Raw genomic sequence first — 19,931 nt, forward strand, 5'->3', positions numbered from 1 at the left:
CCCGCCGCCGCGGACCACCGGTCCTGTCGGCTCCTCTGGGTACCCTCCGCCCGTGGTGGAGGCGCTGGACGACACCGCGGTCGGGCAGTGGTACCGGACCGCGGTCGAGGTCCTGTCCGAGTCCCGTGGGCGCCTCGACGACCTCAACGTCTTCCCCGTCCCCGACGGGGACACCGGCACGAACCTGCTGCTGACCGCCCAGGCCGCGGTCGCCGCGCTCGACGCCGAGGGCTCGCGCACCACCGAGCCGGCGTGGTCGGTCCTGGCCCGTGGCGCGGTGCTCGGCGCGCGCGGCAACTCCGGCACGATCCTCGCCCAGCTGCTGCGGGGTCTGGCCGACCAGCTCGCCGGTCAGCCACCCGCCGACGGGCCGGCCTTCGCGGCGGCGCTGCAGAAGGCCGCCGACGCCGCCTACGGCGCGGTCGCCGACCCGGAGGAGGGCACCTTCCTCACGGTCGCGCGGGCGGGCGCCGAAGCCGCGGGTGCGGCCGTCGACGAGGGGCGCACCGCGCTGGCCGACGTCGTCCGGGCGGCGGCGGACGGCGCCCGCGTCGCCCTCGAGGCCACGCCCGGTCAGCTCGCGGCGCTCCGCGAGGCCGGCGTCGTGGACGCCGGGGGTGCGGGGCTGTGCCTGGTCCTCGACGCCCTGGTGACGACGGTGACCGGCGTCGAGCCGGCGCGCCCCCCGCTGGCCCGCCGCGACGAGGGCCACAGGCACCACTCCGGCGAGCACCTGCCGCACCCGCCGCCGGCGGGGCCGGGCAGCGAGGTCCAGTACCTGCTGGCAGACACCGACGAGGAGTCGGTCGCCCGGCTGCAGGAGCGCCTGGCCGCGCTCGGCGACAGCCTGGTCGTGGTCGGCGTCGACACCCCGTCCGGCCGCGAGTGGAACGTGCACGTCCACGTGGCCGACGTCGGGGCCGCGATCGAGGCCGGCATCGAGGCCGGCCGGCCGTACCGCATCTCGGTCACCCCGCTGGCGCCGGTGGCGCCGAGCTCGCCCATGCCCGGCACCCGCGCGGTCGTCGCGGTCGTGTCGAGCGACGGTCTGGCCGAGCTGTTCAGCGGTGAGGGCGTCCGCGTGGTCACCTGCGGGCCCGAGGGCGTGGGGGAGGAGGACGTGCTGGAGGAGGTGCTGGCCTCCACCGCCCACGAGGTCGTCGTGCTGCCCAACGACGCGGCGCTGCTGCCGGTCGCCGGCCGGGCGGCCACCCGCGCCCGGGAGACGGGGCGCGACGTCGGCGTCGTCCCCACCCGGTCCCCGGTCCAGGGGCTGGCCGCCATCGCCGTGTCCGACCCCGCCCGCCGGTTCGGCGACGACGTCATCGCGATGGCGGAGGCGGCGGCGGCAACGCGGTGGGCAGAGGTGACCGTCGCCGACCAGGAGGCCCTCACCTCGGCCGGGCGGTGCCAGCCCGGCGACGCCCTGGGCTCGGCAGAGGGCGACGTCGTCGTGATCGGCTCCGACCTCGCGGCCGTCGCCTGCGAGCTGCTCGACCGGATGCTCTCGGCAGGTGGCGAGATGGCCACCCTGCTGGTGGGGGAGGACGACGAGCTGGGGGACACCGTCTGCCGGCACCTGGCGACGGCCCACCCCACGATCGAGGTGATCCGCTACGGCGGAGGGCCCAGCGGGATCCCGCTGCAGGTGGGGGTCGAGTGATCGCATGGCGGTGACCCTCGAGACGCCGCTGAGCCGGGTGCTCGGCCCGAAGACGGCGACGAGCATGGCCGAGCAGCTCTCGCTGCACACCGTGCGCGACCTGCTCCGGCACTACCCCCGCCGCTACGCCAGCCGCGGCGAGCAGGCCGACCTCGCCGACGTGCAGGTGGGCGACCGCGTCACGGTCCTGGCCCAGGTCCGCAGCGTCACCACCCGCCCGATGCGCAACCGCAGGGGCAGCCTCACCGAGGTGGTCGTCGGCGACGGCAGCGGCCGGATGAAGCTGGTGTTCTTCAACCACCGGCACACCGCGCTCAAGGTCAACGCGTGGGGGATGTTCGCCGGCACGGTCGGGGAGTACCGCGGCGAGAAGCAGTTCGCCCACCCCGACATGCACCTGCTGGACGGCGACACCGGCGACGACGACTGGGCGCGGGCGCTCATCCCGATCTACCCGGCGACCAAGGACGTCTCGAGCTGGGTCATCCAGAAGTCGCTCAAGCTGCTCCTGGGCCCGCAGGGCAACCTCGCCGGCCTGGTCGAGGACCCGCTGCCCGAGGACATGCGGACCAGGCACGGGATCCTGCCTCTGGCCGCCGCCCTGCTCGACATCCACCGGCCCACCACGATGGAGGACGTCGAGCGCGCGGCGCACCGGCTGAAGTGGGACGAGGCGCTGGTCCTGCAGCTCACCCTCGCCGCCCGCCGGCGGGCGGCGGCCCTGGAGCCGGGAACCGCGCGGCCGCGCCGTGGCGGTGCCCTCCTCGACGCCGTCGACGCGGCGCTGCCCTTCGCCCTGACCGAGGGCCAGCGCGCGGTGGGGGAGGAACTGGCTGCCGAGCTGGACCGCGACCAGCCGATGCACCGGCTGCTGCAGGGCGAGGTGGGCTCGGGCAAGACCGTGGTCGCGCTGCGCGCGATGGCCCAGGTCGTCGACGCGGGCGGCCAGGCCGCACTGCTCGCGCCGACCGAGGTGCTGGCCGCTCAGCACGCCCGTGGGATCCGCGACCTGCTCGGCCCGCTCGGCCGGGCGGGGGAGCTCGACGGCGACCCGGCCGGCACCCGCGTGACGTTGCTCACCGGCTCCCTCAAGGCCGCCGCCCGGCGCGAGGCCCGCGCCGAGGTCGCCGAGGGGCGCGCCGGGATCGTCGTCGGGACGCACGCCCTCCTGCAGGAGGGCGTCGACTTCGCCGACCTGGGGCTGGTCGTGGTCGACGAGCAGCACCGCTTCGGCGTCGAGCAGCGCGACGCGCTGCGCGCGAAGGGCAACCGCCCGCCGCACGTCCTCGTGATGACGGCCACCCCCATCCCCCGGACGGTCGCCATGACCGTCTACGGCGACCTCGAGGTGTCGACGCTGCGCCAGCTGCCCAGCGGTCGTGGCGGGGTGTCCAGCTCGGTCGTGCCGGTGGTCGAGAAGCGCGCCTGGCTCGACCGCGCCTGGGAGCGGCTGCGCGAGGAGGTGGCAGCCGGCCGGCAGGCCTACGTCGTCTGCCCGCGCATCGGCGACGAGACCGGCGCCGACGACGAGCCCGCGGACGTCGACGGCGCACCCGACGACGAGCCGCAGACCGACCGCCGACCGCCGCTCGCGGTCCTCGACGTGCTCGAGCTGCTGCGGAGCGGCCCGCTCGCCGGGCTGCGGCTCGAGGCCCTCCACGGGCGGCTCACCCCCGAGGAGAAGGACGCCCGCATGCGCGCCTTCGCCGCCCGGGAGATCGACGTCCTCGTGGCCACGACCGTCGTCGAGGTCGGCGTCGACGTGCCCAACGCCACCGTCATGGTCGTCATGGACGCCGACAGGTTCGGCGTGAGCCAGCTGCACCAGCTGCGCGGCCGGGTCGCGCGTGGCAAGCACCCAGGGCTGTGCCTGCTCGTCACCGAGGCGCCGTCGGCCTCGGCGACCGGCCAGCGGCTGGCCGCCGTGGCGTCCACGTCCGACGGCTTCGAGCTGGCACGCCTCGACCTCGAGACGCGGCGGGAGGGCGACGTCCTCGGCGCGGCCCAGTCCGGCAAGCGCTCCGGGGTCCGCCTGCTCTCCCTGCTCGAGGACGAGGAGCTCATCGCCGCCGCCCGTGGCGAGGCGACGGCGCTGCTCGAGACCGAGCGCGGCCTGGCCGACCACCCGGGCCTGGCCGCCGAGGTGGCCCGGCTGGCCACCGACGAGCGCGCGGACTACCTGGAGAAGGCATGACCCGGCTCATCTCGGGGAGCGCCGGAGGGCGCCGGCTCAAGGTCCCGAAGGCCGGCGTCCGGCCGACCGGTGACCGCGCCCGGGAAGCGCTGTTCAACGCGCTCACCCACCTGACCGACCTCCGCGGCGCGACGGTGCTCGACCTGTACGCCGGGACCGGCGCCCTGGGCCTGGAGGCGCTGTCGCGCGGCGCGTCCACCGTCGTCTTCGTCGAGTCGGGGCCTGCGGTGCTGCCGGTGCTGAAGGAGAACCTCGCCGCGGTCGGGCTCCCCGGCGGCCGGGTGGTCAAGGGGTCGGTGCCGACCGTCGTCGGCGGTGCGCCGCCGGCCCGCTTCGACCTCGTCCTGGCAGATCCGCCCTACGAGACGCCCGTAGACGAGGTGCTCACGGTGCTCGGGTCGCTGGTCCGCGGCGACTGGCTGGCGCCGGAGGCGGTCGTGGTCGTCGAGCGCAGCAGCCGCGAGGAGCCGTGGGAGTGGCCGACACCCCTCGTCGGGTTGCGCGACCGGCGCTACGGCGAGGCCCAGCTCCGGTACGGTCGCTCCCCGTGAGGCGTGCCGTCTGCCCGGGATCCTTCGACCCGGTGACCAACGGGCACGTCGACGTCATCACCCGGGCGGCCGGGCTCTACGACGAGCTCGTCGTCGCCGTCCTGGTCAACCCCGGGAAGGCCGGCCTCTTCACGGTCACCGAGCGCATGGAGCTGCTGCGCGAGTCGGTCGCCGACCTGCCCAACGTCACCGTCGACAGCTTCGAGGGGCTACTGGTCGACTACTGCCGCGCCCACGAGATCCCGGTGATCGTCAAGGGCCTGCGCGCGGTGAGCGACTTCGAGTACGAGCTGCAGATGGCGCAGATGAACCGCGAGCTGGCCGCGATCGAGACGCTCTTCGTGCCCACCGCGCCGCAGGTCGGCCACCTCTCCTCGAGCCTGGTCAAGCAGATCGCCACCTTCGGCGGGGACGTCTCCCGGCTGGTGCCGAAAGCCGTCGACGACCGGCTGCGGGAGCGCACGCGGCGGGACGCGTCGACGTGACCGAGCTTGCGAGGGCACGCAGGGACAGAGCACCGTCGGGCCCGTGGACGCCGAGCGCCAGCGAGGTGGACGCGTGACCGAGGTCGTCTACCGGCTGTACGAGACCGTCGACGAGCTGACGACGGTCATCGAGAACGCCCGCAGCGTGCCCATGTCGAGCTCCTGCATGGTTCCCCGCGACCACCTGCTGGACCTGCTCGACGACCTCCGCGAGTCGCTGCCCGAGGACGTCCAGGCGGCCGGTGCGATCGTGGAGCAGCGCACCGAGATCCTGCAGCAGGCGCAGGCCGAGGCGGAGCGGCTGACCGGCCGCACCCGCGGCGAGAGCGAGCAGCTGCTGTCGTCGGCGCGGCGCCAGCGCGAGGAGCTCCTCGGTACGGCCCGCCGCCAGCGCGACGACATGCTGGCCCAGGCGCAGGCCGACGCCGAGGACATGCTGGCCGAGGCGGAGGCCGAGGCGCAGCGCCTCGTGGCCGAGGCGGTCGCCCACCGCGAGGCCGTGATCGCCGACGCCCAGGCGCAGCACGCCGAGATCCTCGCGGCCGCGCAGGCGGAGCACGAGCGGCTGATCACCGAGACCGAGGTCTACCGGGGTGCGGTCTCCCGCGCCGACGAGCTCGGCGCCCAGGCGCACGCCGAGGCCGCGCACACGCGCGCGGAGGTCGACCAGTACGTCGACAGCCGGCTCGCCGACTTCGAGTCGACCCTGGAGAACATGCTGCACTCGGTCGAGAAGGCGCGGACGACGCTGCGGGAGACCTGAGGGAGCCCGGGGTCACCTCCGCTCCCCGCCGGCCGGTCGGGGGGATCGGGTAGTCTCGTCTCCTGGTCCGACCGCCGGTGGTGCCCCTGACGGGGTCGTCCCGGCCGGCCTCCCCCCACTGCCTACCGCGAGTACTGACATGTCTGCCGCTTCTCCGCTCCGCTCAGGTGCCGGGTCTTCTGGTCTCCGACCTCAAGACGCCCGGCGCCCCGCTGCCAACCCCTGGCGCGTGGACCTGCGGGAACTCGGCCGTCGCGCGGGATCGATGCAGGAGATCGACCGGTCCGCCCCGGCGCCCGACGACTGGCGCGTCGAGCTGATCGGCGTCCCGGCGGGCACCGAGGTGCACCTGCACCTGCGTCTGGAGTCGGTCATGGAGGGCGTGCTCGTCAGCGGCGAGATCGACGCCCCCGTGACGGGGTCGTGCGCCCGCTGCCTCGAGCCGATCGAGGACACCATCTCCCTGGACGTCCAGGAGCTGTACGCCTACGAGGGCAGCACCACCGAGGCGACCAGCGAGGAGGACGAGGTCCGCCGCATCGAAGGCGACTTCCTCGACCTCGAGCCGCTGGCCCGCGACAGCATCGTCCTCGCCCTGCCCCTGGCGCCGGTCTGCACCGAGGACTGCGCCGGTCTCTGCGCCGACTGCGGGCAGCGCCTCGACGACCTGCCGGCCGACCACGCGCACGAGGTCGTCGACGCCCGCTGGGCCGGCCTCGCGACCAAGTTCGGCACCCCTTCTTCCTCGCCGGGCGCCCCCGGCGAGAGCCCCACCACTGAGGAGAACTGACCGTGGCTGTCCCGAAGCGGAAGATGTCCCGCGCCAACACCCGTTCGCGCCGCTCGATGTGGAAGGCCTCCGCGCCGACCCTCGCGCCGTGCCCGAACCGCGCCTGCGGTGCCCTCAAGCCCCCGCACCAGGCGTGCCCGACCTGCGGTCAGTACGACGGCCGCCAGGTTCTCTCGGTCTGATCGCCGGATCGACGGTGGGCACGGTCGCCGGGGTGCGCTCCTCCGGGAGCGTGGCTGACGGCCGCCCACCGGGCGGTCCCGTGCACGCCGAGCGGTCCGCCGCCTGGCTCCGGGACGCCCTCGGGGTGGAGCTGCCCGACGGGCTGCTCGGCCTGGCGCTCACGCACCGGTCCTTCGCGTACGAGAACGGCGGTCTGCCGACCAACGAGCGCCTGGAGTTCCTCGGCGACTCCGTGCTCGGCCTGGTCGTCACCGACGAGCTCTACCGCAGCCAGCCGGACCTCCCCGAGGGCCAGCTGGCCAAGCTGCGTGCCTCGGTGGTCAACATGACCTCGCTCGCGGGCGTCGCCCGGCGGCTCGGCGACGGCGGGGTCGGCCCGCACCTCCTGCTCGGCAGGGGCGAGGAGACGACCGGCGGCCGGGAGAAGGACTCGATCCTCGCCGACGCCGTCGAGGCGCTCATCGGCGCGATCCACCTCGGCTGCGGTCTCGACACCGCCTCGTCGATCGTGCACCGGCTCTTCGACCCGATGCTGGTCGAGGCCGCGACCCGGGGCGCCGGCCTGGACTGGAAGACCAGCCTCCAGGAGCTCGGCGCCGCCCGCGGTCTGGGCGCACCCAGCTACCGCGTCGAGGACGAGGGCCCCGACCACGCCAAGACCTTCGCCGCCGAGGTCCTCCTCGCCGGGACGGTCTACGGCCGCGGCGGCGGGAAGACGAAGAAGGCCGCCGAGCAGGAAGCCGCCGAGGTCGCCTGGCGCACCTTGTCGCAGGACATCTCCTCCCAGGACGGCTGACGTGCCCGAGCTCCCCGAGGTCGAGGTCGTGCGCCGGGGCCTCGAGCAGTGGGTCGCGGGGCGCACCGTCGCCTCCGTCGAGGTGCACCACCCGCGCGCCGTCCGCCGGCACCTGGAGGGCACGGAGCACTTCGTCGCGGCCCTGACCGGCCGGACGCTCACCGCCGCGCACCGCCGCGGCAAGTACCTGTGGCTTCCGGTGGCCGAGCCCGACGGGGCGTCGTCGGGGCGGGCGCTGGTCGCCCACCTGGGCATGAGCGGGCAGCTGCTGGTCGAGAAGCCGAGCCAGCCCGACGAGACGCACCTGCGCGCCCGCTTCACCTTCGCCGACGGGGGGCGCGAGCTGCGCTTCGTCGACCAGCGGACGTTCGGCGGGCTCGCCGTCGAGGAGAGCGCGGGCGAGGACATCCCCTCCCGGCTGGCGCACATCGCGATCGACCCCCTCGATGCGACGTTCGACGAGGCGGCGTTCAGCGCCGCCCTGCGCCGGCGGCGCACCGAGGTCAAGCGGGCACTGCTGGACCAGACCCTGATCGGCGGCGTCGGCAACATCTACGCCGACGAGGCGCTGTGGCGGGCCCGGCTGCACGGCGCGCGGCCCACCGACAAGCTGACCCGCGCGCAGGTCGCCGATCTCCTCGACGGCGTCCGCGACGTGCTGGGGGAGGCGCTGGCCCAGGGCGGGACGTCGTTCGACTCGCTGTACGTGGACGTCAACGGGCAGAGCGGCTACTTCTCCCGCTTCCTCGCCGTGTACGGCCAGGCCGACCGGCCCTGCCCGCGCTGCGGCACGCCGATCCGGCGCGAGTCGTTCATGAACCGGTCCAGCTACAGCTGCCCGACGTGCCAGCCCCGCCCGCGCGCCCGCCGGTCGTGACGCGGCGGGTCGTGGCTCTGGTCTCCGGGCACGTGCAGGGCGTCGGCTACCGCTGGTTCGTGCGCGGCCTGGCGGAGGCCGCCGGCCTGGCCGGCCGCGCGCGCAACCTGGGCGACGGCCGGGTGGAGGTCGTGCTCGAAGGTGACGACGGCGCCGTGGCCGACGTGCTGGCCGCCCTCGACGGGCCGCGCGCGCCGGGCGCCGTGACCGCTGTCGACTCCCGCGACGAGCCCGCGCGAGGTGGGTCGACGTTCACCACAGAGTGACGAACGCGACATCACCCCGACACGGGGAGTAGGCATTCTTCGCGTTGACCTGCGTGACCCGGCCTGTCACCCTGGGGTTACCACACGCTCGCGCCGACCGGTATCCGGGGCGCCGGGCTCACCTCCTCGCTCGGAAAGGCCGTTGCAGTCATGGCCAAGGCCCTGTTCGGTCACGTCGTAGCCCCCTCGGAACTCCGAGTAGCCGAGGAGAACGCCGTCCTGCGGGCCAAGGTGCGCCGGCTGGAGGCCGAGCTCGCCGAGCTGCGCCACCAGCGTGACGCCGCGATCGCCCACGAGCTGCTGTCGATGGCCGGCGAGAACGCCGAGCCCGCGCTCGCCTGACCGAGCGGGCCGAACCCCTCCGTCACACCTGCACCAATACCCCGGAGATCCGGGATCCCGGGCCTTCCCTGGACTAGGGTCCCCGTTCTGTGCACCTCTCCAGCCTGACGCTCAAGGGCTTCAAGTCCTTCGCGTCCGCGACGACGCTCCGGCTGGAGCCCGGCATCACCGCCGTCGTCGGCCCCAACGGGTCGGGCAAGTCCAACGTCGTCGACGCGATCGCCTGGGTCCTGGGCGAGCAGGGCGCGAAGAGCCTGCGCGGCGGCAAGATGGAGGACGTCATCTTCGCCGGCACCGCCGGCCGCCCGGCCCTCGGCCGGGCCGAGGTGACCCTCACGATCGACAACTCCGACGGCGCGCTGCCGATCGAGTACACCGAGGTGTCGATCACCCGCCGCATGTACCGCTCCGGTGAGAGCGAGTACGAGATCAACGGCGACAAGGTCCGGCTGCTCGACGTCCAGGAGCTGCTGAGCGACTCGGGCATCGGCCGCGAGATGCACGTCATCGTCGGCCAGGGCCAGCTCGACGCCGTCCTCTCCGGTCGCCCCGAGGACCGCCGCGCGTTCATCGAGGAGGCCGCCGGCGTCCTCAAGCACCGCAAGCGCAAGGAGAAGGCGCTGCGGAAGCTCGAGGGGATGCAGCACAACCTCGACCGCCTGGCCGACCTCACCGTCGAGCTGCGCCGGCAGCTCAAGCCGCTGGGCCGCCAGGCCGAGGTGGCCCGCCGGGCGGCCGGTGTGCAGGCCGACCTCCGCGACGCCCGCCTCCGGCTGCTCGCCGACGACCTGGTCCAGCTCCGCGACTCCCTCGACAAGGACGTCGCCGACGAGACCGCCGCCCGCGAGCGGCGCGCCGTCGTCGAGCGCGACCTGTCCGTCGTCGCCCGGCGCGAGGCCGAGCTCGAGTCGGACCTGGCCGCCGGCGCTCCGCGGCTGCAGGCCGCGTCGGAGACCTGGTACCGGCTCTCGGCGCTCGGCGAGCGCTTCCGGGGCGTCGCCTCGCTCGCCGCCGAACGCCACCGCCACCTGTCCGCCGCGGCACCCGCCGCGGGCGCCGGGCGCGACCCCGACCAGCTCGACGCCGAGGCCGACCGCGTGGCGGCGACCGAGGCCGAGCTCGCCGCCGGGCTCGAGACCGAGCGCGGCCGGCTGGCCGCCGTCGTCGCGCAGCGCGCCGAGCTCGAGACCGCCCTGGCAGCGGAGGAGCGCGCATGGGTCGCCGCCGCCCGCGCGCTCGCCGACCGTCGCGAGGGGCTGGCCCGCCTCTCCGGCGAGGTCGCCGCCGCGCGCTCCCGCGTGGCGGCCGGCCAGGCCGAGATCGAGCGGCTCGCCCTCGCCGCCGGCGAGGCCGCCGACCGCGCCGAGGTGGCGGCCGAGCGGCTGGCCGAACGCCGCGAGACCGTCGCCGACCAGGAGGACGGCGACGTCGCCCTCGTCACCGCGCACCAGGACGCCGTCGCCGCCCACGCCGAGGCGGCCCGCCTGGTCGCGGAACTGATCGACGCCGAGCGCGCCGCCGAGCGCGACCGCGCCTCGTGGCAGGCCCGCCGTGACGCGCTGGCCCAGGGCCTCACCCCGGTCGACGGGGCCGCCGCCGTCCTGGCTGCCGGGCTGGCCGGTGTGCTCGGCCCGGTGGCCGACCGGCTGACCGTCCGGGCCGGTGACGAGGTCGCGGTGGCCGCCGCGCTGGGCGGGATGGCCGACGCGGTCGTCGTGGCCGGCGTGGCCGAGGCCGCCGCCGCGCTGGCGCACCTCAAGGGCGCCGACGGCGGTCGCGCGGGTCTGCTGGTCACCGGCGGCCTGCCGCCCGTCCCACGCGACGGCTGGCCCGTCCTGCCGGCCGGCGCGCGCTGGGCCCTCGACGCGGTCGGCGCTCCCGACGAGCTGCAGCCCGCCCTCGCCCGTGCGCTCGAGCGGGTCGCGCTGGTCGCCGACCTCGACGCGGCCGTCGCCCTGGTGACCACCCACCCGCGGGTCCGCGCCGTGACCGCCGCCGGCGACCTCGTGGGCGCCGACTGGGCGGTCGGCGGGCAGTCCGACGCACCGGCGAACCTCGTCGTCCGGGCGCGGGTGGAGGAGGCGGAGGCCGAGCTGGCCGCCGCCCTGTCCCGCGCCGCCGAGCTGGCCGACCGGCTGGCCGGGGCCCGGACGGAGGCGCAGGCCCGGTCCGCCGACGTCGACGCCGCCCTCGTGGCGCGGCAGGCGTCGGACCGCTCGCGGTCGGCCGTGGCGGCACAGCTGGCCGAGCTGGGGGCCGCCGCGCGGTCGGCGCAGGCGGAGGCGGAGCGCTCGCTCGCCGCACGCGTCCGCGCCGAGCAGGCCCTGGAGCAGGTGCTGAGCGCGCTGGCCGGCCTCGAGGAGCGGCTGGCCGAGGCAGAGGCGGCACCGGTCGAGGAGGAGCCCTCGACGGAGGCGCGGGACCGGCTGCGCGCGGAGGTGGCGGCGTCGCGGCAGGCCGAGACCGAGGCCCGGCTGGCGGTCCGCACCGCCGAGGAGCGCGCCCGCGCCCTGCACGGGCGGGCCGAGTCGCTGCGCCGGCAGGCGCGGCAGGAGCGCGCGGCGCGGGAACGGGCCGCCGCCGCGCGGATCGCCCGCGAACGCGGGGCGGCCGTGGCGGCCACCGTCCGGCGCGACGCGGACGCCGCCCTCGTCGCGCTCGGTGCTTCGCTGGCCCGGGCGGCGGCCGAGCGGGACGAGCTCGCCGCGTCGCGGGCCGCCGCCGAGGCCGAGCTGCTCGAGGTCCGGGCGCGGGTGCGGGCGGCGACCGCCGATCTCGACCGGCTCACCGACGAGGTGCACCGCGACGAGGTGGCTCGCGCCGAGCAGCGGTACCGCATCGAGGCGCTGGAGGTCCGCGCGGCCGAGGAGTACGGCGTCGACCTGCCGACCCTGGTGGCCGAGTACGGCCCGGCCGCCGACGTCCCGCCGACCCAGGAGCAGGTCGCCGCCGCCGATACAGCGGGCGAGCCGGAGCCCGAGCCGGTGCCCTACGACCGCGGCGTGCAGGAGCGGCGGGCCGCCAAGGCCGAGCGCGACCTGGCCACCCTCGGCAAGGTCAACCCGCTGGCGCTGGAGGAGTTCGCGGCGCTGGAGGAGCGGCACGGCTTCCTCGCCACGCAGCTGGAGGACCTGAAGAACACCCGTCGCGACCTGCTGACCGTCGTCCGCGAGGTCGACGAGCGCATCCACGACGTGTTCGCCACGGCCTACGCCGACGTCGCGCGGGAGTTCGAGACGGTCTTCGCCACGCTGTTCCCCGGCGGTCAGGGCCGGCTGGTGCTCACCGAGCCGGACTCCATGCTCACCACGGGCGTCGAGGTCGAGGCCCGCCCGCCGGGCAAGAAGGTGAAGCGGCTCTCGCTGCTGTCCGGCGGCGAGCGCTCCCTCACCGCGGTCGCCCTGCTGGTGGCGATCTTCCGGGCCCGCCCCTCCCCGTTCTACGTCCTCGACGAGGTCGAGGCCGCCCTCGACGACGTCAACCTGGGCCGGCTGCTCACCCTGGTCGAGCAGCTGCGGTCGACGTCGCAGCTGATCGTCATCACCCACCAGAAGCGGACGATGGAGATCGCCGACGCCCTGTACGGCGTGAGCATGCGCGGCGACGGCATCACCGGCGTGATCAGCCAGCGGCTCCGGGAGCTCGAGAGCGCGTGACGGGGCTCGACGAGCCGGGACGGCGTCGACGGGCCAGAGTGGGGGCGTGGGGATGAACGACGTCCACCCCGCCCGGCGTCCGCTGACGGCGACCGAGCGGGCGCTGCTGGACTCACTGCTCGACCACGACTTCGAGGGGGTCGAGGAGCTGCGCGTCCAGGCGCGGGAGGCGACGGCGTCGACGGGCTGCGAGTGCGGCTGCGTCACGATCGACCTGCACGTGCCCGACGGGGTGCCGGTGTCCACCGCGCCCAGCCCCGCGCCGGTCGAGGGCACCGTCGTCGACGCGGCCGGCGAGCCGATCGGCGGGGTGCTGCTGTTCGTGGCCGACGGGCGGCTGTCAGGCCTCGAGGTGCGCTCCCTCGACGAGCCCCTGGCGACGCTGCCGCCACCGGAGCGGATCGACTGGGAGACCGTGCCGGACCCGTCCGCGGAGCGGACGTCGTGGTGGCGCCGCGTGCGGTCGCGACCGCGGCGGGTCGCGACCTAGACCCCGGAGGTCACCCGCAGGTCGACCATCAGCGGGAGGTGGTCGGAGGCGCCGGCCGCGTCGAGCACCTGCGCCGAGGCCACCGCGACCCCGGGGGAGACCCAGGCCTGGTCGATGCGCCGGTGGGGGGCGTGCGCCGGGTGCGTGTGCCCCTCGTCGCGCTGCCAGAAGCGCCAGCCCGCCTGGTCGTCCCGGTCGGCGGCCAGCTCCCAGGCGTCGGTGAAGCGCTCGCGGAGCGGGGCGAGCTCGGGGGCGTCGGGCCGCGTGTTGAAGTCCCCGACCAGGACGCCGGCGGCCATGTCCTCGGTGTGCAGGCCGGCCAGCGCCGCCACCTGCTCGGCCCGTTCCTGCGGCGACCGCGTGGTCAGGTGCGTCGCGGTGACCCACAGCGTGCCGCCGTCCAGCTCGAGCATCGTGCGCAGCGCGATGCGCGGCTCACCGCCGCCGGGCAGCGGGTGCACGTCGCTGACCAGGATCGGCAGGCGGGAGAGCAGTGCGTTGCCGTACTGCCGCCGCGGCTGGTCGCCGGGGCGCGGTTCGTCGATGGCCGGGCCCCAGGCCAGCTGCATGTCCAGCGCGCGCGAGAGCAGCAGCGCCTGGTCGACGTCCTCGCTGCGGTCGCCGAAGTGACGGTCGACCTCCTGGAGGCAGATGACGTCGGCCTCGACCGAGGCCAGCACCTTGGCCAGGCGCGGCAGGTCGTGCCGGGCGTCCCCGCCGACCCCGTGGTGGGTGTTGAAGGTGACCAGCCGCACCGGGATGGGCGGCTGGTCGGGACCAGGGGCCGGCCGCACGCCGTCGTCACCCGTCATGTCCCCACCCTGTCAGGCGTCGGCCAGCGGCATGTCGAGGACCTCCCGCAGGTCGGGCCGGCCGAGCTCGGTGACCGACAGCAGGAAGCGGGCCGAGCGGCCGTGGAGCACCAGCTCGCCGATCTGGTTGCCGAAGAACGGCCCCGCCTGCTTCTCCCACAGGAGCCGGCTGGGCGTCGCGCGCGCGACGCGGGCGAGGGACTCGGTCAGCCGGCGCGCCCACCGGCTCCAGCCGATGCGGAACCCGACGCGGATCGGGTGCGGCGCCTGGTTGTGCAGCGGCGAGACCGTCAGCTGGTGCACGCGCGAGGTCAGGTCGTCCGGCCGGACCAGCTCCGCGGCGTAGGCGTGGTGGACGTCGCCGGAGAGGACCAGCGCGGTGGCCGGAGCCCGCCCGTGGTCGCCGCGCGCCACCGACGCGAGGGCCCGCCCGAGCCGCTCGAAGGAGTTCCCGAACGCCGCCCAGTGCTCGAGGTCGGCAGCCTGGCGCAGCTTCTCCGCGAGGCGCCCCCGCCAGCGGCCCTCGTGCCGCACGTTGAGCGTCTCGTTCCAGCGCTCCAGGGAGTGGATCGCGTGGGGGAGCAGCCATGGCAGCGACGTGCCGATGATCAGGTGCTCGACACCCTCGTCGACCGCGCGGCGCATCGCCGCCTCGATCCAGTCGAACTCGTCGTCGTCGACCATCTTGCGGTCCTGCTCGTCGAGCACCCGGCCGGCCCGGCTGTCGATCATGACCAGCCGCGCGTCGCCCCAGTGGCGGACGTAGCTCCACCGGATGGACGCCGGCTCGGCGTCGGCCCGCTCGGCCATCTCGCGGAGCATCGGTTCGGCGTCATCGGTGCCTTCGGCCATCCCCTGGATCGCCTGCCAGGTCTTGTTGTCGGCCAGCTCCTGCGGGCTCAGGTTGCCCAGGTGCTGGTAGACCCAGTAGCTGACCAGCCCGCCGCTGATCCGGCCGGCCCACCACGCCTGGCCGGTCACCTCGCGCCGCCAGGCGGCCGAGGTGTTCCAGTCGTCGATCATCTCGTGGTCGTCGAAGATCATCGACGACGGCACGGTGGACAGCAGCCACCGCACCTGCGGGTCGCTCCAGGACTCGGCGTAGAGCCGCGTGTACTCCTCGAAGTCGGCCACCTGCTCGTCGGGGGCCGACGGCGGGGGCGTCCCGTCGCGGCCGCGGCGCAGGTCCAGCCACGACTTCGTGTGCGTGGTCAGCTCGTCGGCGTACACCTGGTCGCCGAGCAGCACCAGCGCGTCGGGCCACTCCTCCTCCGGCTGCGCCGCGATCCGCGCCGCGTACGAGTCGAGGGCGTCCGGGGGGATCTGCTCGTCCATGCCCACGGTGCTCGGGGTGGCGTACCGGCACGAGCCGAAGGCGATCCGGAAGGCGCCGTCGCGGCCGGGCGTCCGGATCCGGCTGGCCGGGAACGTCGAGCTCGCCGATGGCCAGACCAGGACGCCGTCCAGGCGCACCTCGTACGGGGTCGTGCTGCCCGGCTGCAGGTCCTCCACGACCACGAGCGCGTAGTGGTGGCCACCGACGCAGAACGTCCGCGCGGTGCGCCCCAGCACGTCCACCGTGCACGGCCGGTCGGTCTCCACCCAGACGGTGGCCGAGACCGGGTCGACGTGCCGCAGCAGCGGGCCCAGCAGGAGGACCGGGTCCGGGGAGTGGGGGAGGGGCATCGGCACAGCCTCCACCACGAACCTGTGTCCCGCCTGCATCCCTGCTGCGAGCTGGGAGACTCGGGCCATGGAATTCGTCCTGATCGCCATCGCGATCCTCGTGGTCGCGCTCATCGCCGGGGTCGGCCTGCTGGTCGGCCGGGGTCGGCGCACCACGCGCCTGGACGACGACGCGGCGGCCGGGACGACGCTCACCCGGCCGCGGCCGCCGCAGCCCTCGCCCGCGGCGCCGCCGGTCGACCAGCCCGACGCCGTGCAGCCGGAGGCGCCGCCGGTCGAGCTGCCGCCCGCCGAGCCGGAGCCGGGCCTGGTCTTCGAGACGCCGCCGCCGTCGGCCGGCCGCCTGGTGCGGCTGAGGTCCCGGCTGGCCCGCTCGCAGTCGTCCCTCGGCCGCGGCCTGCTCACCGTCCTCGCCCGCGAGAAGCTGACCGAGGACGACTGGGAGGAGGTCGAGGAGACCCTCCTGGCCGCGGACGTGGGCATCGCCGCCACCACGCAGATCGTCGAGCGGCTGCGCACCCAGTCGATGGTGCTGGCCACCGCCTCGCCCGCGGAGCTGCGCGAGCTGCTGGTGCGCGAGCTGACCGGCGTCCTCGGGCCCGAGATGGACCGGACGCTCGGCACCAGCCGCCACGAGGGCCGGCCGGGCGTCGTCCTCGTCGTGGGAGTCAACGGGGCGGGCAAGACGACGACGGTCGGCAAGATCGCCCGCGTGCTGGTCGGCGACGGCAAGAGCGTCGTCCTCGGCGCGGCCGACACCTTCCGCGCGGCCGCCGCGGACCAGCTGGAGACCTGGGGCGAGCGCGTCGGCGTGCTGACCGTCCGCGGTCGCGAGGGCGGGGACCCGGCGTCGGTGGCGTTCGAGGCCGTCCGCACCGGCGTGGAGGGCGAGGTGGACGCCGTCCTGGTCGACACCGCCGGGCGGCTGCACACGAAGTCCGGCCTCATGGACGAGCTCGGCAAGGTCAAGCGCGTGGTCGAGAAGCAGTCACCGGTCACCGAGGTGCTGCTGGTGCTCGACGCCACGACGGGTCAGAACGGCGTCGTCCAGGCGCGCGTGTTCACCGAGGCGGTCACCGTCACCGGCATCGTCCTCACCAAGCTCGACGGAACGGCCAAGGGCGGCATCGTCGTCCGGGTGCAGCAGGAGCTGGGCATCCCGGTGAAGCTGATCGGCCTGGGGGAGGGGCCCGACGACCTGGCGCCCTTCGAGCCGCGCGCGTTCGCGGAGGGTCTGGTGGGTGGGGCCGACTGACCGGTCGTGGGGCCGCGGGGCACCGCCGCCCTCCTGCCGGCATCGTCACCAGGCGCGGTAGCGAGCCGGGGGCTCAGCTCTCGGCCGGCGCCGTCCAGCGCTCCTCGATGCGGCCGAAGCGCCACACCGCCAGCGCGAGGGCCCAGGCCAGCACGAACAGCCCGACGATGGCGAAGCCGACGTAGCCGAGATCCAGCGATGCCACCCACGCCAGCGGGCCTGAGTCGATGCCCAGCCGCTCGACGAGCAGGCCGGCGAGCACCAGCACCCCGATGACCAGCGCGACGGTCACCGACAGGAGGGTGACGGCGAGGTTGTAGAACACCTTGCGGATCGGCTTGAGGAACGCCCAGCCGTACGCCCGGGTCATCAGCACGCCGTCCGCGGTGTCGAACAGGCTCATCCCGGCGGCGAAGAGCACCGGGAGCACGAGGATGGCGTACCAGGGCAGGACGAAGGCAGCCGATCCCGCGGCGAGCACGAGCAGGGCCACCTGGGTCGCCGTGTCGAAGCCGAGCCCCATCAGCAGGCCGACCGGGTAGAGGTGCCACGGCTTGTCCACGCGCCGGACCACCCGCCCGAGCAGCCGGGTGAGGAAGCCGCGGTTGTGCAGGTGCCGCTCGAGTTCGGCCTCGTCGAAGGCGCCGCTGCGCATCCGGCGGAAGACCTTGACGATCCCGACGGCGGCCCCGAGGTTCATCAGGCCGATGACGAGCAGGAACGTGCCGGCGACCAGGGTCCCGACCAGCCCCAGCGTCTGGCCCACCTCGTTGTCCTCGTTCTGGACGACACCCGCCACGCCGCGGACGCCGGCCACCAGGAGCAGGCTCGCGGCGAAGACGACCGACGAGTGGCCGAGCGAGAACCAGAAGCCGGTGCTCACCGACGACCGCCCCTCGCCCACGAGCTTGCGCGTCGTGTTGTCGATCGACGCGATGTGGTCGGCGTCGAACGCGTGCCTGACGCCGAGCATGTACGCCGTCAGCCCCACGCCCACGCCGAGCACGCCGGTGCTGCCGAGCTGGTAGTCCTGCGGGGCGACGGCGAAGACCAGCACGCCCCACCCCACGACGTGCAGCAGGAGGACGAAGCCGGCCATCCCCGCGATCGACCGGCGCTCCTCCCGGCTGAAGCACGTGGACGAGGCCGACGGGCGCTCGAGCGGGGCCACCGCGCTGCGTGAGGTCACCGGACGACCCTACTGCGAACAGTTCGCAACAAGCGCGCCGGGCGGTGGGCCCGACGTGGCCGCCACCACCGGCTGGGACGCGCGCAACGTGGACGCAACGCGAGCCGGGGACACGCGCGCCGGAGTTCACCGTCCCGAAACAAGGCGACGTCGGCCCCGGAAACACGGCGACGGCACGGTGAACGCGACCAGTTCCCCGCTCGTTACGGCCGCCCGGCCGACGACCCACTCAGGAGGTTGCCGTGGTCAACACCGGCGACACCGCCTGGATCCTCACCAGCGCGGCGCTCGTGCTGCTGATGACCCCAGGCCTCGCGCTCTTCTACGGCGGCATGGTCCGCGCGAAGAGCGTGCTGAACATGATGATGATGAGCTTCGGCGCCCTGGCGCTGATCAGCGTGCTGTGGGTCCTCTACGGCTACTCCGTGGCCTTCGGCGACGACGTCGGCGCGGGCCTGCTGGGCGACCCGGGTGAGTTCTTCGGCCTCAAGGGCCTGATGGAGGACACCACCAGCGACGCCGGCGGCCTGCCGACCATGGCCTTCGTCGGTTTCCAGGCGGTCTTCGCGATCATCACGGTCGCGCTGATCTCCGGCGCCATCGCCGACCGCGCCAAGTTCGGCGCCTGGATGGTCTTCGCCGGTGTCTGGGCGACGATCGTCTACTTCCCGGTCGCGCACTGGGTCTTCGACTTCACCCTCACCGACGACGAGGGCACCGTCACGCACACCGGCGGCTGGATCGCCAACAACCTGGCGGCGATCGACTTCGCCGGTGGCACCGCGGTGCACATCAACGCCGGTGCGGCGGGCCTGGCCCTCGCGCTCGTCCTCGGCAAGCGCCGCGGCTTCGGCCGCGAGGCCATGCGGCCGCACAACCTGCCGCTGGTCATGATCGGCGCCGGCCTGCTGTGGTTCGGCTGGTTCGGCTTCAACGCCGGCTCCGCGCTGGCCGCCAACAACACCGCGTCGGTGGCCTGGGTGAACACGCTGGCCGCGACGGCCGCCGCCACGCTCGGCTGGCTGCTGGTGGAGAAGATCCGCGACGGCCACTCGACCTCGCTCGGCGCCGCGTCCGGTGTCGTCGCCGGTCTGGTCGCCATCACCCCGGCCTGTTCAGCGGTCTCGCCGGTCGGCGCGATCATCCTCGGCGTGATCGCCGGCGCGCTCTGCGCCCTGGCCGTCGGCCTGAAGTACAAGCTGGGCTACGACGACTCGCTCGACGTCGTCGGCGTCCACCTCGTCGGTGGCCTGTGGGGCACCATCGCCATCGGCTTCCTGGCCGACCCCGACGCCCCTGCCGGTGTGGAGAGCCTGCTCTTCGGCGGCAGCGCCGACCAGCTCTGGCGGCAGGTCGTCGGTGCGGTCGCCGTCCTGGCGTTCTCCTTCATCCTTACGCTGGTGATCGGCATCGCCATCCAGAAGACGATGGGCTTCCGCATCACCGAGGAGGACGAGGTCACCGGCATCGACAACGTCGTCCACGCGGAGTCGGGCTACGACTTCGCCTCACTGGGCAGCAGCGGCTCCACCGCCCCACTGGCCGGCCAGGCTCGCGCCGAGGCCCGCAACACCGAGAGGACCCTGGCATGAAGCTCGTCACCGCCATCGTCAAGCCGTTCAAGCTCGACGACGTCAAGAACGCCCTCGAGCTGATCGGCATCCAGGGCCTGACCGTCAGCGAGGTCCAGGGCTTCGGCCGCCAGCGGGGCCACACCGAGGTCTACCGCGGTGCGGAGTACCAGGTGGACTTCGTCCCGAAGGTCCGCATCGAGGTCGTCGTCAGCGAGCTCGACGCCGCCCGGGTGGTCGACGCGGTCGTCGAGGCCGCCTCGACCGGCCAGATCGGCGACGGCAAGGTGTGGGTGACGACGATCGACGAGATCGTCCGGGTCCGCACCGGCGAGCGCGGCGACGACGCGCTCTGAGCAGCT

19 protein-coding genes are annotated in these 19,931 nt (G+C 74.7%); 16 read left to right on the forward strand and 3 right to left on the reverse strand.

The features are described from left to right. Nucleotides 1–52 precede the first annotated feature (52 nt). From DCS98_RS19780 to DCS98_RS19840, 13 genes are all read left to right on the forward strand, one after another. Nucleotides 53–1,663, forward strand: a complete 1,611-nt coding sequence (locus DCS98_RS19780; RefSeq protein ID WP_116453114.1) for a DAK2 domain-containing protein — start codon at nucleotides 53–55, stop codon at nucleotides 1,661–1,663. A gap of 4 nt (nucleotides 1,664–1,667) precedes the next feature. Further along, a complete protein-coding gene (gene recG / locus DCS98_RS19785; protein ID WP_116453115.1) occupies nucleotides 1,668–3,857 on the forward strand; it encodes an ATP-dependent DNA helicase RecG in 2,190 nt (729 codons plus the stop codon). Beyond that, the gene (gene rsmD, locus DCS98_RS19790; protein WP_116453116.1) at nucleotides 3,854–4,408 is read left to right on the forward strand and encodes a 16S rRNA (guanine(966)-N(2))-methyltransferase RsmD; all 555 of its coding nucleotides are present in this window, start codon (nucleotides 3,854–3,856) and stop codon (nucleotides 4,406–4,408) included. The genes recG and rsmD overlap by 4 nt, the downstream gene beginning before the upstream one ends. Then, the gene (coaD, locus tag DCS98_RS19795) at nucleotides 4,405–4,893 is read left to right on the forward strand and encodes a pantetheine-phosphate adenylyltransferase (protein ID WP_116453117.1); all 489 of its coding nucleotides are present in this window, start codon (nucleotides 4,405–4,407) and stop codon (nucleotides 4,891–4,893) included. Before rsmD ends, coaD begins: the two co-directional genes overlap by 4 nt. 73 nt (nucleotides 4,894–4,966) lie before the next feature. Continuing rightward, nucleotides 4,967–5,656: a hypothetical protein gene (locus tag DCS98_RS19800; protein WP_116453118.1), complete on the forward strand. Its 690-nt coding sequence runs from the start codon at nucleotides 4,967–4,969 to the stop codon at nucleotides 5,654–5,656. A 265-nt stretch (nucleotides 5,657–5,921) separates the two neighbouring features. Next, nucleotides 5,922–6,446, forward strand: coding sequence for a YceD family protein (locus DCS98_RS19805; RefSeq protein ID WP_241038457.1), 525 nt, complete (start codon nucleotides 5,922–5,924; stop codon nucleotides 6,444–6,446). A gap of 2 nt (nucleotides 6,447–6,448) precedes the next feature. Then, nucleotides 6,449–6,628 (forward strand): 50S ribosomal protein L32, encoded by a 180-nt coding sequence (gene rpmF, locus DCS98_RS19810; RefSeq protein ID WP_116453120.1) that lies wholly within the window; start codon nucleotides 6,449–6,451, stop codon nucleotides 6,626–6,628. A 50-nt stretch (nucleotides 6,629–6,678) separates the two neighbouring features. Next, nucleotides 6,679–7,425: a ribonuclease III gene (gene rnc, locus DCS98_RS19815; protein ID WP_241038466.1), complete on the forward strand. Its 747-nt coding sequence runs from the start codon at nucleotides 6,679–6,681 to the stop codon at nucleotides 7,423–7,425. A 1-nt stretch (nucleotide 7,426) separates the two neighbouring features. Then, nucleotides 7,427–8,302: a bifunctional DNA-formamidopyrimidine glycosylase/DNA-(apurinic or apyrimidinic site) lyase gene (gene mutM / locus DCS98_RS19820; RefSeq protein ID WP_116453121.1), complete on the forward strand. Its 876-nt coding sequence runs from the start codon at nucleotides 7,427–7,429 to the stop codon at nucleotides 8,300–8,302. A gap of 11 nt (nucleotides 8,303–8,313) precedes the next feature. Continuing rightward, complete coding sequence (locus tag DCS98_RS19825; RefSeq protein WP_241038468.1) at nucleotides 8,314–8,568, forward strand: acylphosphatase; 255 nt, start codon at nucleotides 8,314–8,316, stop codon at nucleotides 8,566–8,568. Nucleotides 8,569–8,718: 150 nt separating this feature from the next. Then, the gene (locus DCS98_RS19830; RefSeq protein WP_116453123.1) at nucleotides 8,719–8,910 is read left to right on the forward strand and encodes a hypothetical protein; all 192 of its coding nucleotides are present in this window, start codon (nucleotides 8,719–8,721) and stop codon (nucleotides 8,908–8,910) included. Between the two features lie 89 nt (nucleotides 8,911–8,999). Then, nucleotides 9,000–12,566 (forward strand): chromosome segregation protein SMC, encoded by a 3,567-nt coding sequence (gene smc / locus DCS98_RS19835; protein ID WP_116453124.1) that lies wholly within the window; start codon nucleotides 9,000–9,002, stop codon nucleotides 12,564–12,566. Nucleotides 12,567–12,612: 46 nt separating this feature from the next. Further along, nucleotides 12,613–13,056 (forward strand): hypothetical protein, encoded by a 444-nt coding sequence (locus DCS98_RS19840; RefSeq protein WP_206340360.1) that lies wholly within the window; start codon nucleotides 12,613–12,615, stop codon nucleotides 13,054–13,056. On the opposite strand, the gene DCS98_RS19845 is transcribed toward DCS98_RS19840, so the two are convergent. Further along, nucleotides 13,053–13,868, reverse strand: a complete 816-nt coding sequence (locus DCS98_RS19845; RefSeq protein ID WP_116453125.1) for an endonuclease/exonuclease/phosphatase family protein — start codon at nucleotides 13,866–13,868, stop codon at nucleotides 13,053–13,055. The two genes, DCS98_RS19840 and DCS98_RS19845, sit on opposite strands and share 4 nt — an antisense overlap. A gap of 12 nt (nucleotides 13,869–13,880) precedes the next feature. Then, entirely contained in the window at nucleotides 13,881–15,554 is a 1,674-nt protein-coding gene (locus DCS98_RS19850; protein WP_116453227.1) for an alkaline phosphatase D family protein, read from the reverse strand. 67 nt (nucleotides 15,555–15,621) lie between these two features. Between DCS98_RS19850 and ftsY the strand changes: the two genes are divergently transcribed. Continuing rightward, a complete protein-coding gene (gene ftsY / locus DCS98_RS19855; protein WP_116453126.1) occupies nucleotides 15,622–16,809 on the forward strand; it encodes a signal recognition particle-docking protein FtsY in 1,188 nt (395 codons plus the stop codon). A 73-nt stretch (nucleotides 16,810–16,882) separates the two neighbouring features. Here the strand turns inward: ftsY and nicT are convergent, their stop codons facing one another. Beyond that, nucleotides 16,883–17,998 carry a Nickel transporter NicT gene (gene nicT / locus DCS98_RS19860; protein ID WP_241038470.1) on the reverse strand — a complete coding sequence of 372 codons (1,116 nt, stop codon included), beginning with the start codon at nucleotides 17,996–17,998 and terminating at the stop codon, nucleotides 16,883–16,885. Between the two features lie 242 nt (nucleotides 17,999–18,240). Between nicT and DCS98_RS19865 the strand changes: the two genes are divergently transcribed. Together DCS98_RS19865 and DCS98_RS19870 are read left to right on the forward strand one after the other, a co-directional pair. Next, the gene (locus DCS98_RS19865) at nucleotides 18,241–19,590 is read left to right on the forward strand and encodes an ammonium transporter (RefSeq protein WP_116453127.1); all 1,350 of its coding nucleotides are present in this window, start codon (nucleotides 18,241–18,243) and stop codon (nucleotides 19,588–19,590) included. Then, nucleotides 19,587–19,925 carry a P-II family nitrogen regulator gene (locus DCS98_RS19870; protein WP_116453128.1) on the forward strand — a complete coding sequence of 113 codons (339 nt, stop codon included), beginning with the start codon at nucleotides 19,587–19,589 and terminating at the stop codon, nucleotides 19,923–19,925. The genes DCS98_RS19865 and DCS98_RS19870 overlap by 4 nt, the downstream gene beginning before the upstream one ends. Nucleotides 19,926–19,931: the final 6 nt, after the last annotated feature.

Source organism: Blastococcus litoris (assembly GCF_003075095.1).
Lineage (GTDB): Bacteria > Actinomycetota > Actinomycetes > Mycobacteriales > Geodermatophilaceae > Blastococcus_B > Blastococcus_B litoris.

Excerpts from the sequence above, each read along its gene's own strand:
- DCS98_RS19850 (WP_116453227.1), bottom strand. The coding sequence starts at position 15,554 with ATGCCCCTCCCCCACTCCCCGGACCCGGTCCTCCTGCTGGGCCCGCTG.
- DCS98_RS19830 (WP_116453123.1), top strand. The coding sequence starts at position 8,719 with ATGGCCAAGGCCCTGTTCGGTCACGTCGTAGCCCCCTCGGAACTCCGA.
- DCS98_RS19870 (WP_116453128.1), top strand. The coding sequence starts at position 19,587 with ATGAAGCTCGTCACCGCCATCGTCAAGCCGTTCAAGCTCGACGACGTC.
- ftsY (WP_116453126.1), top strand. The coding sequence starts at position 15,622 with ATGGAATTCGTCCTGATCGCCATCGCGATCCTCGTGGTCGCGCTCATC.
- DCS98_RS19805 (WP_241038457.1), top strand. The coding sequence starts at position 5,922 with ATGCAGGAGATCGACCGGTCCGCCCCGGCGCCCGACGACTGGCGCGTC.
- DCS98_RS19845 (WP_116453125.1), bottom strand. The coding sequence starts at position 13,868 with ATGACGGGTGACGACGGCGTGCGGCCGGCCCCTGGTCCCGACCAGCCG.
- rsmD (WP_116453116.1), top strand. The coding sequence starts at position 3,854 with ATGACCCGGCTCATCTCGGGGAGCGCCGGAGGGCGCCGGCTCAAGGTC.
- recG (WP_116453115.1), top strand. The coding sequence starts at position 1,668 with ATGGCGGTGACCCTCGAGACGCCGCTGAGCCGGGTGCTCGGCCCGAAG.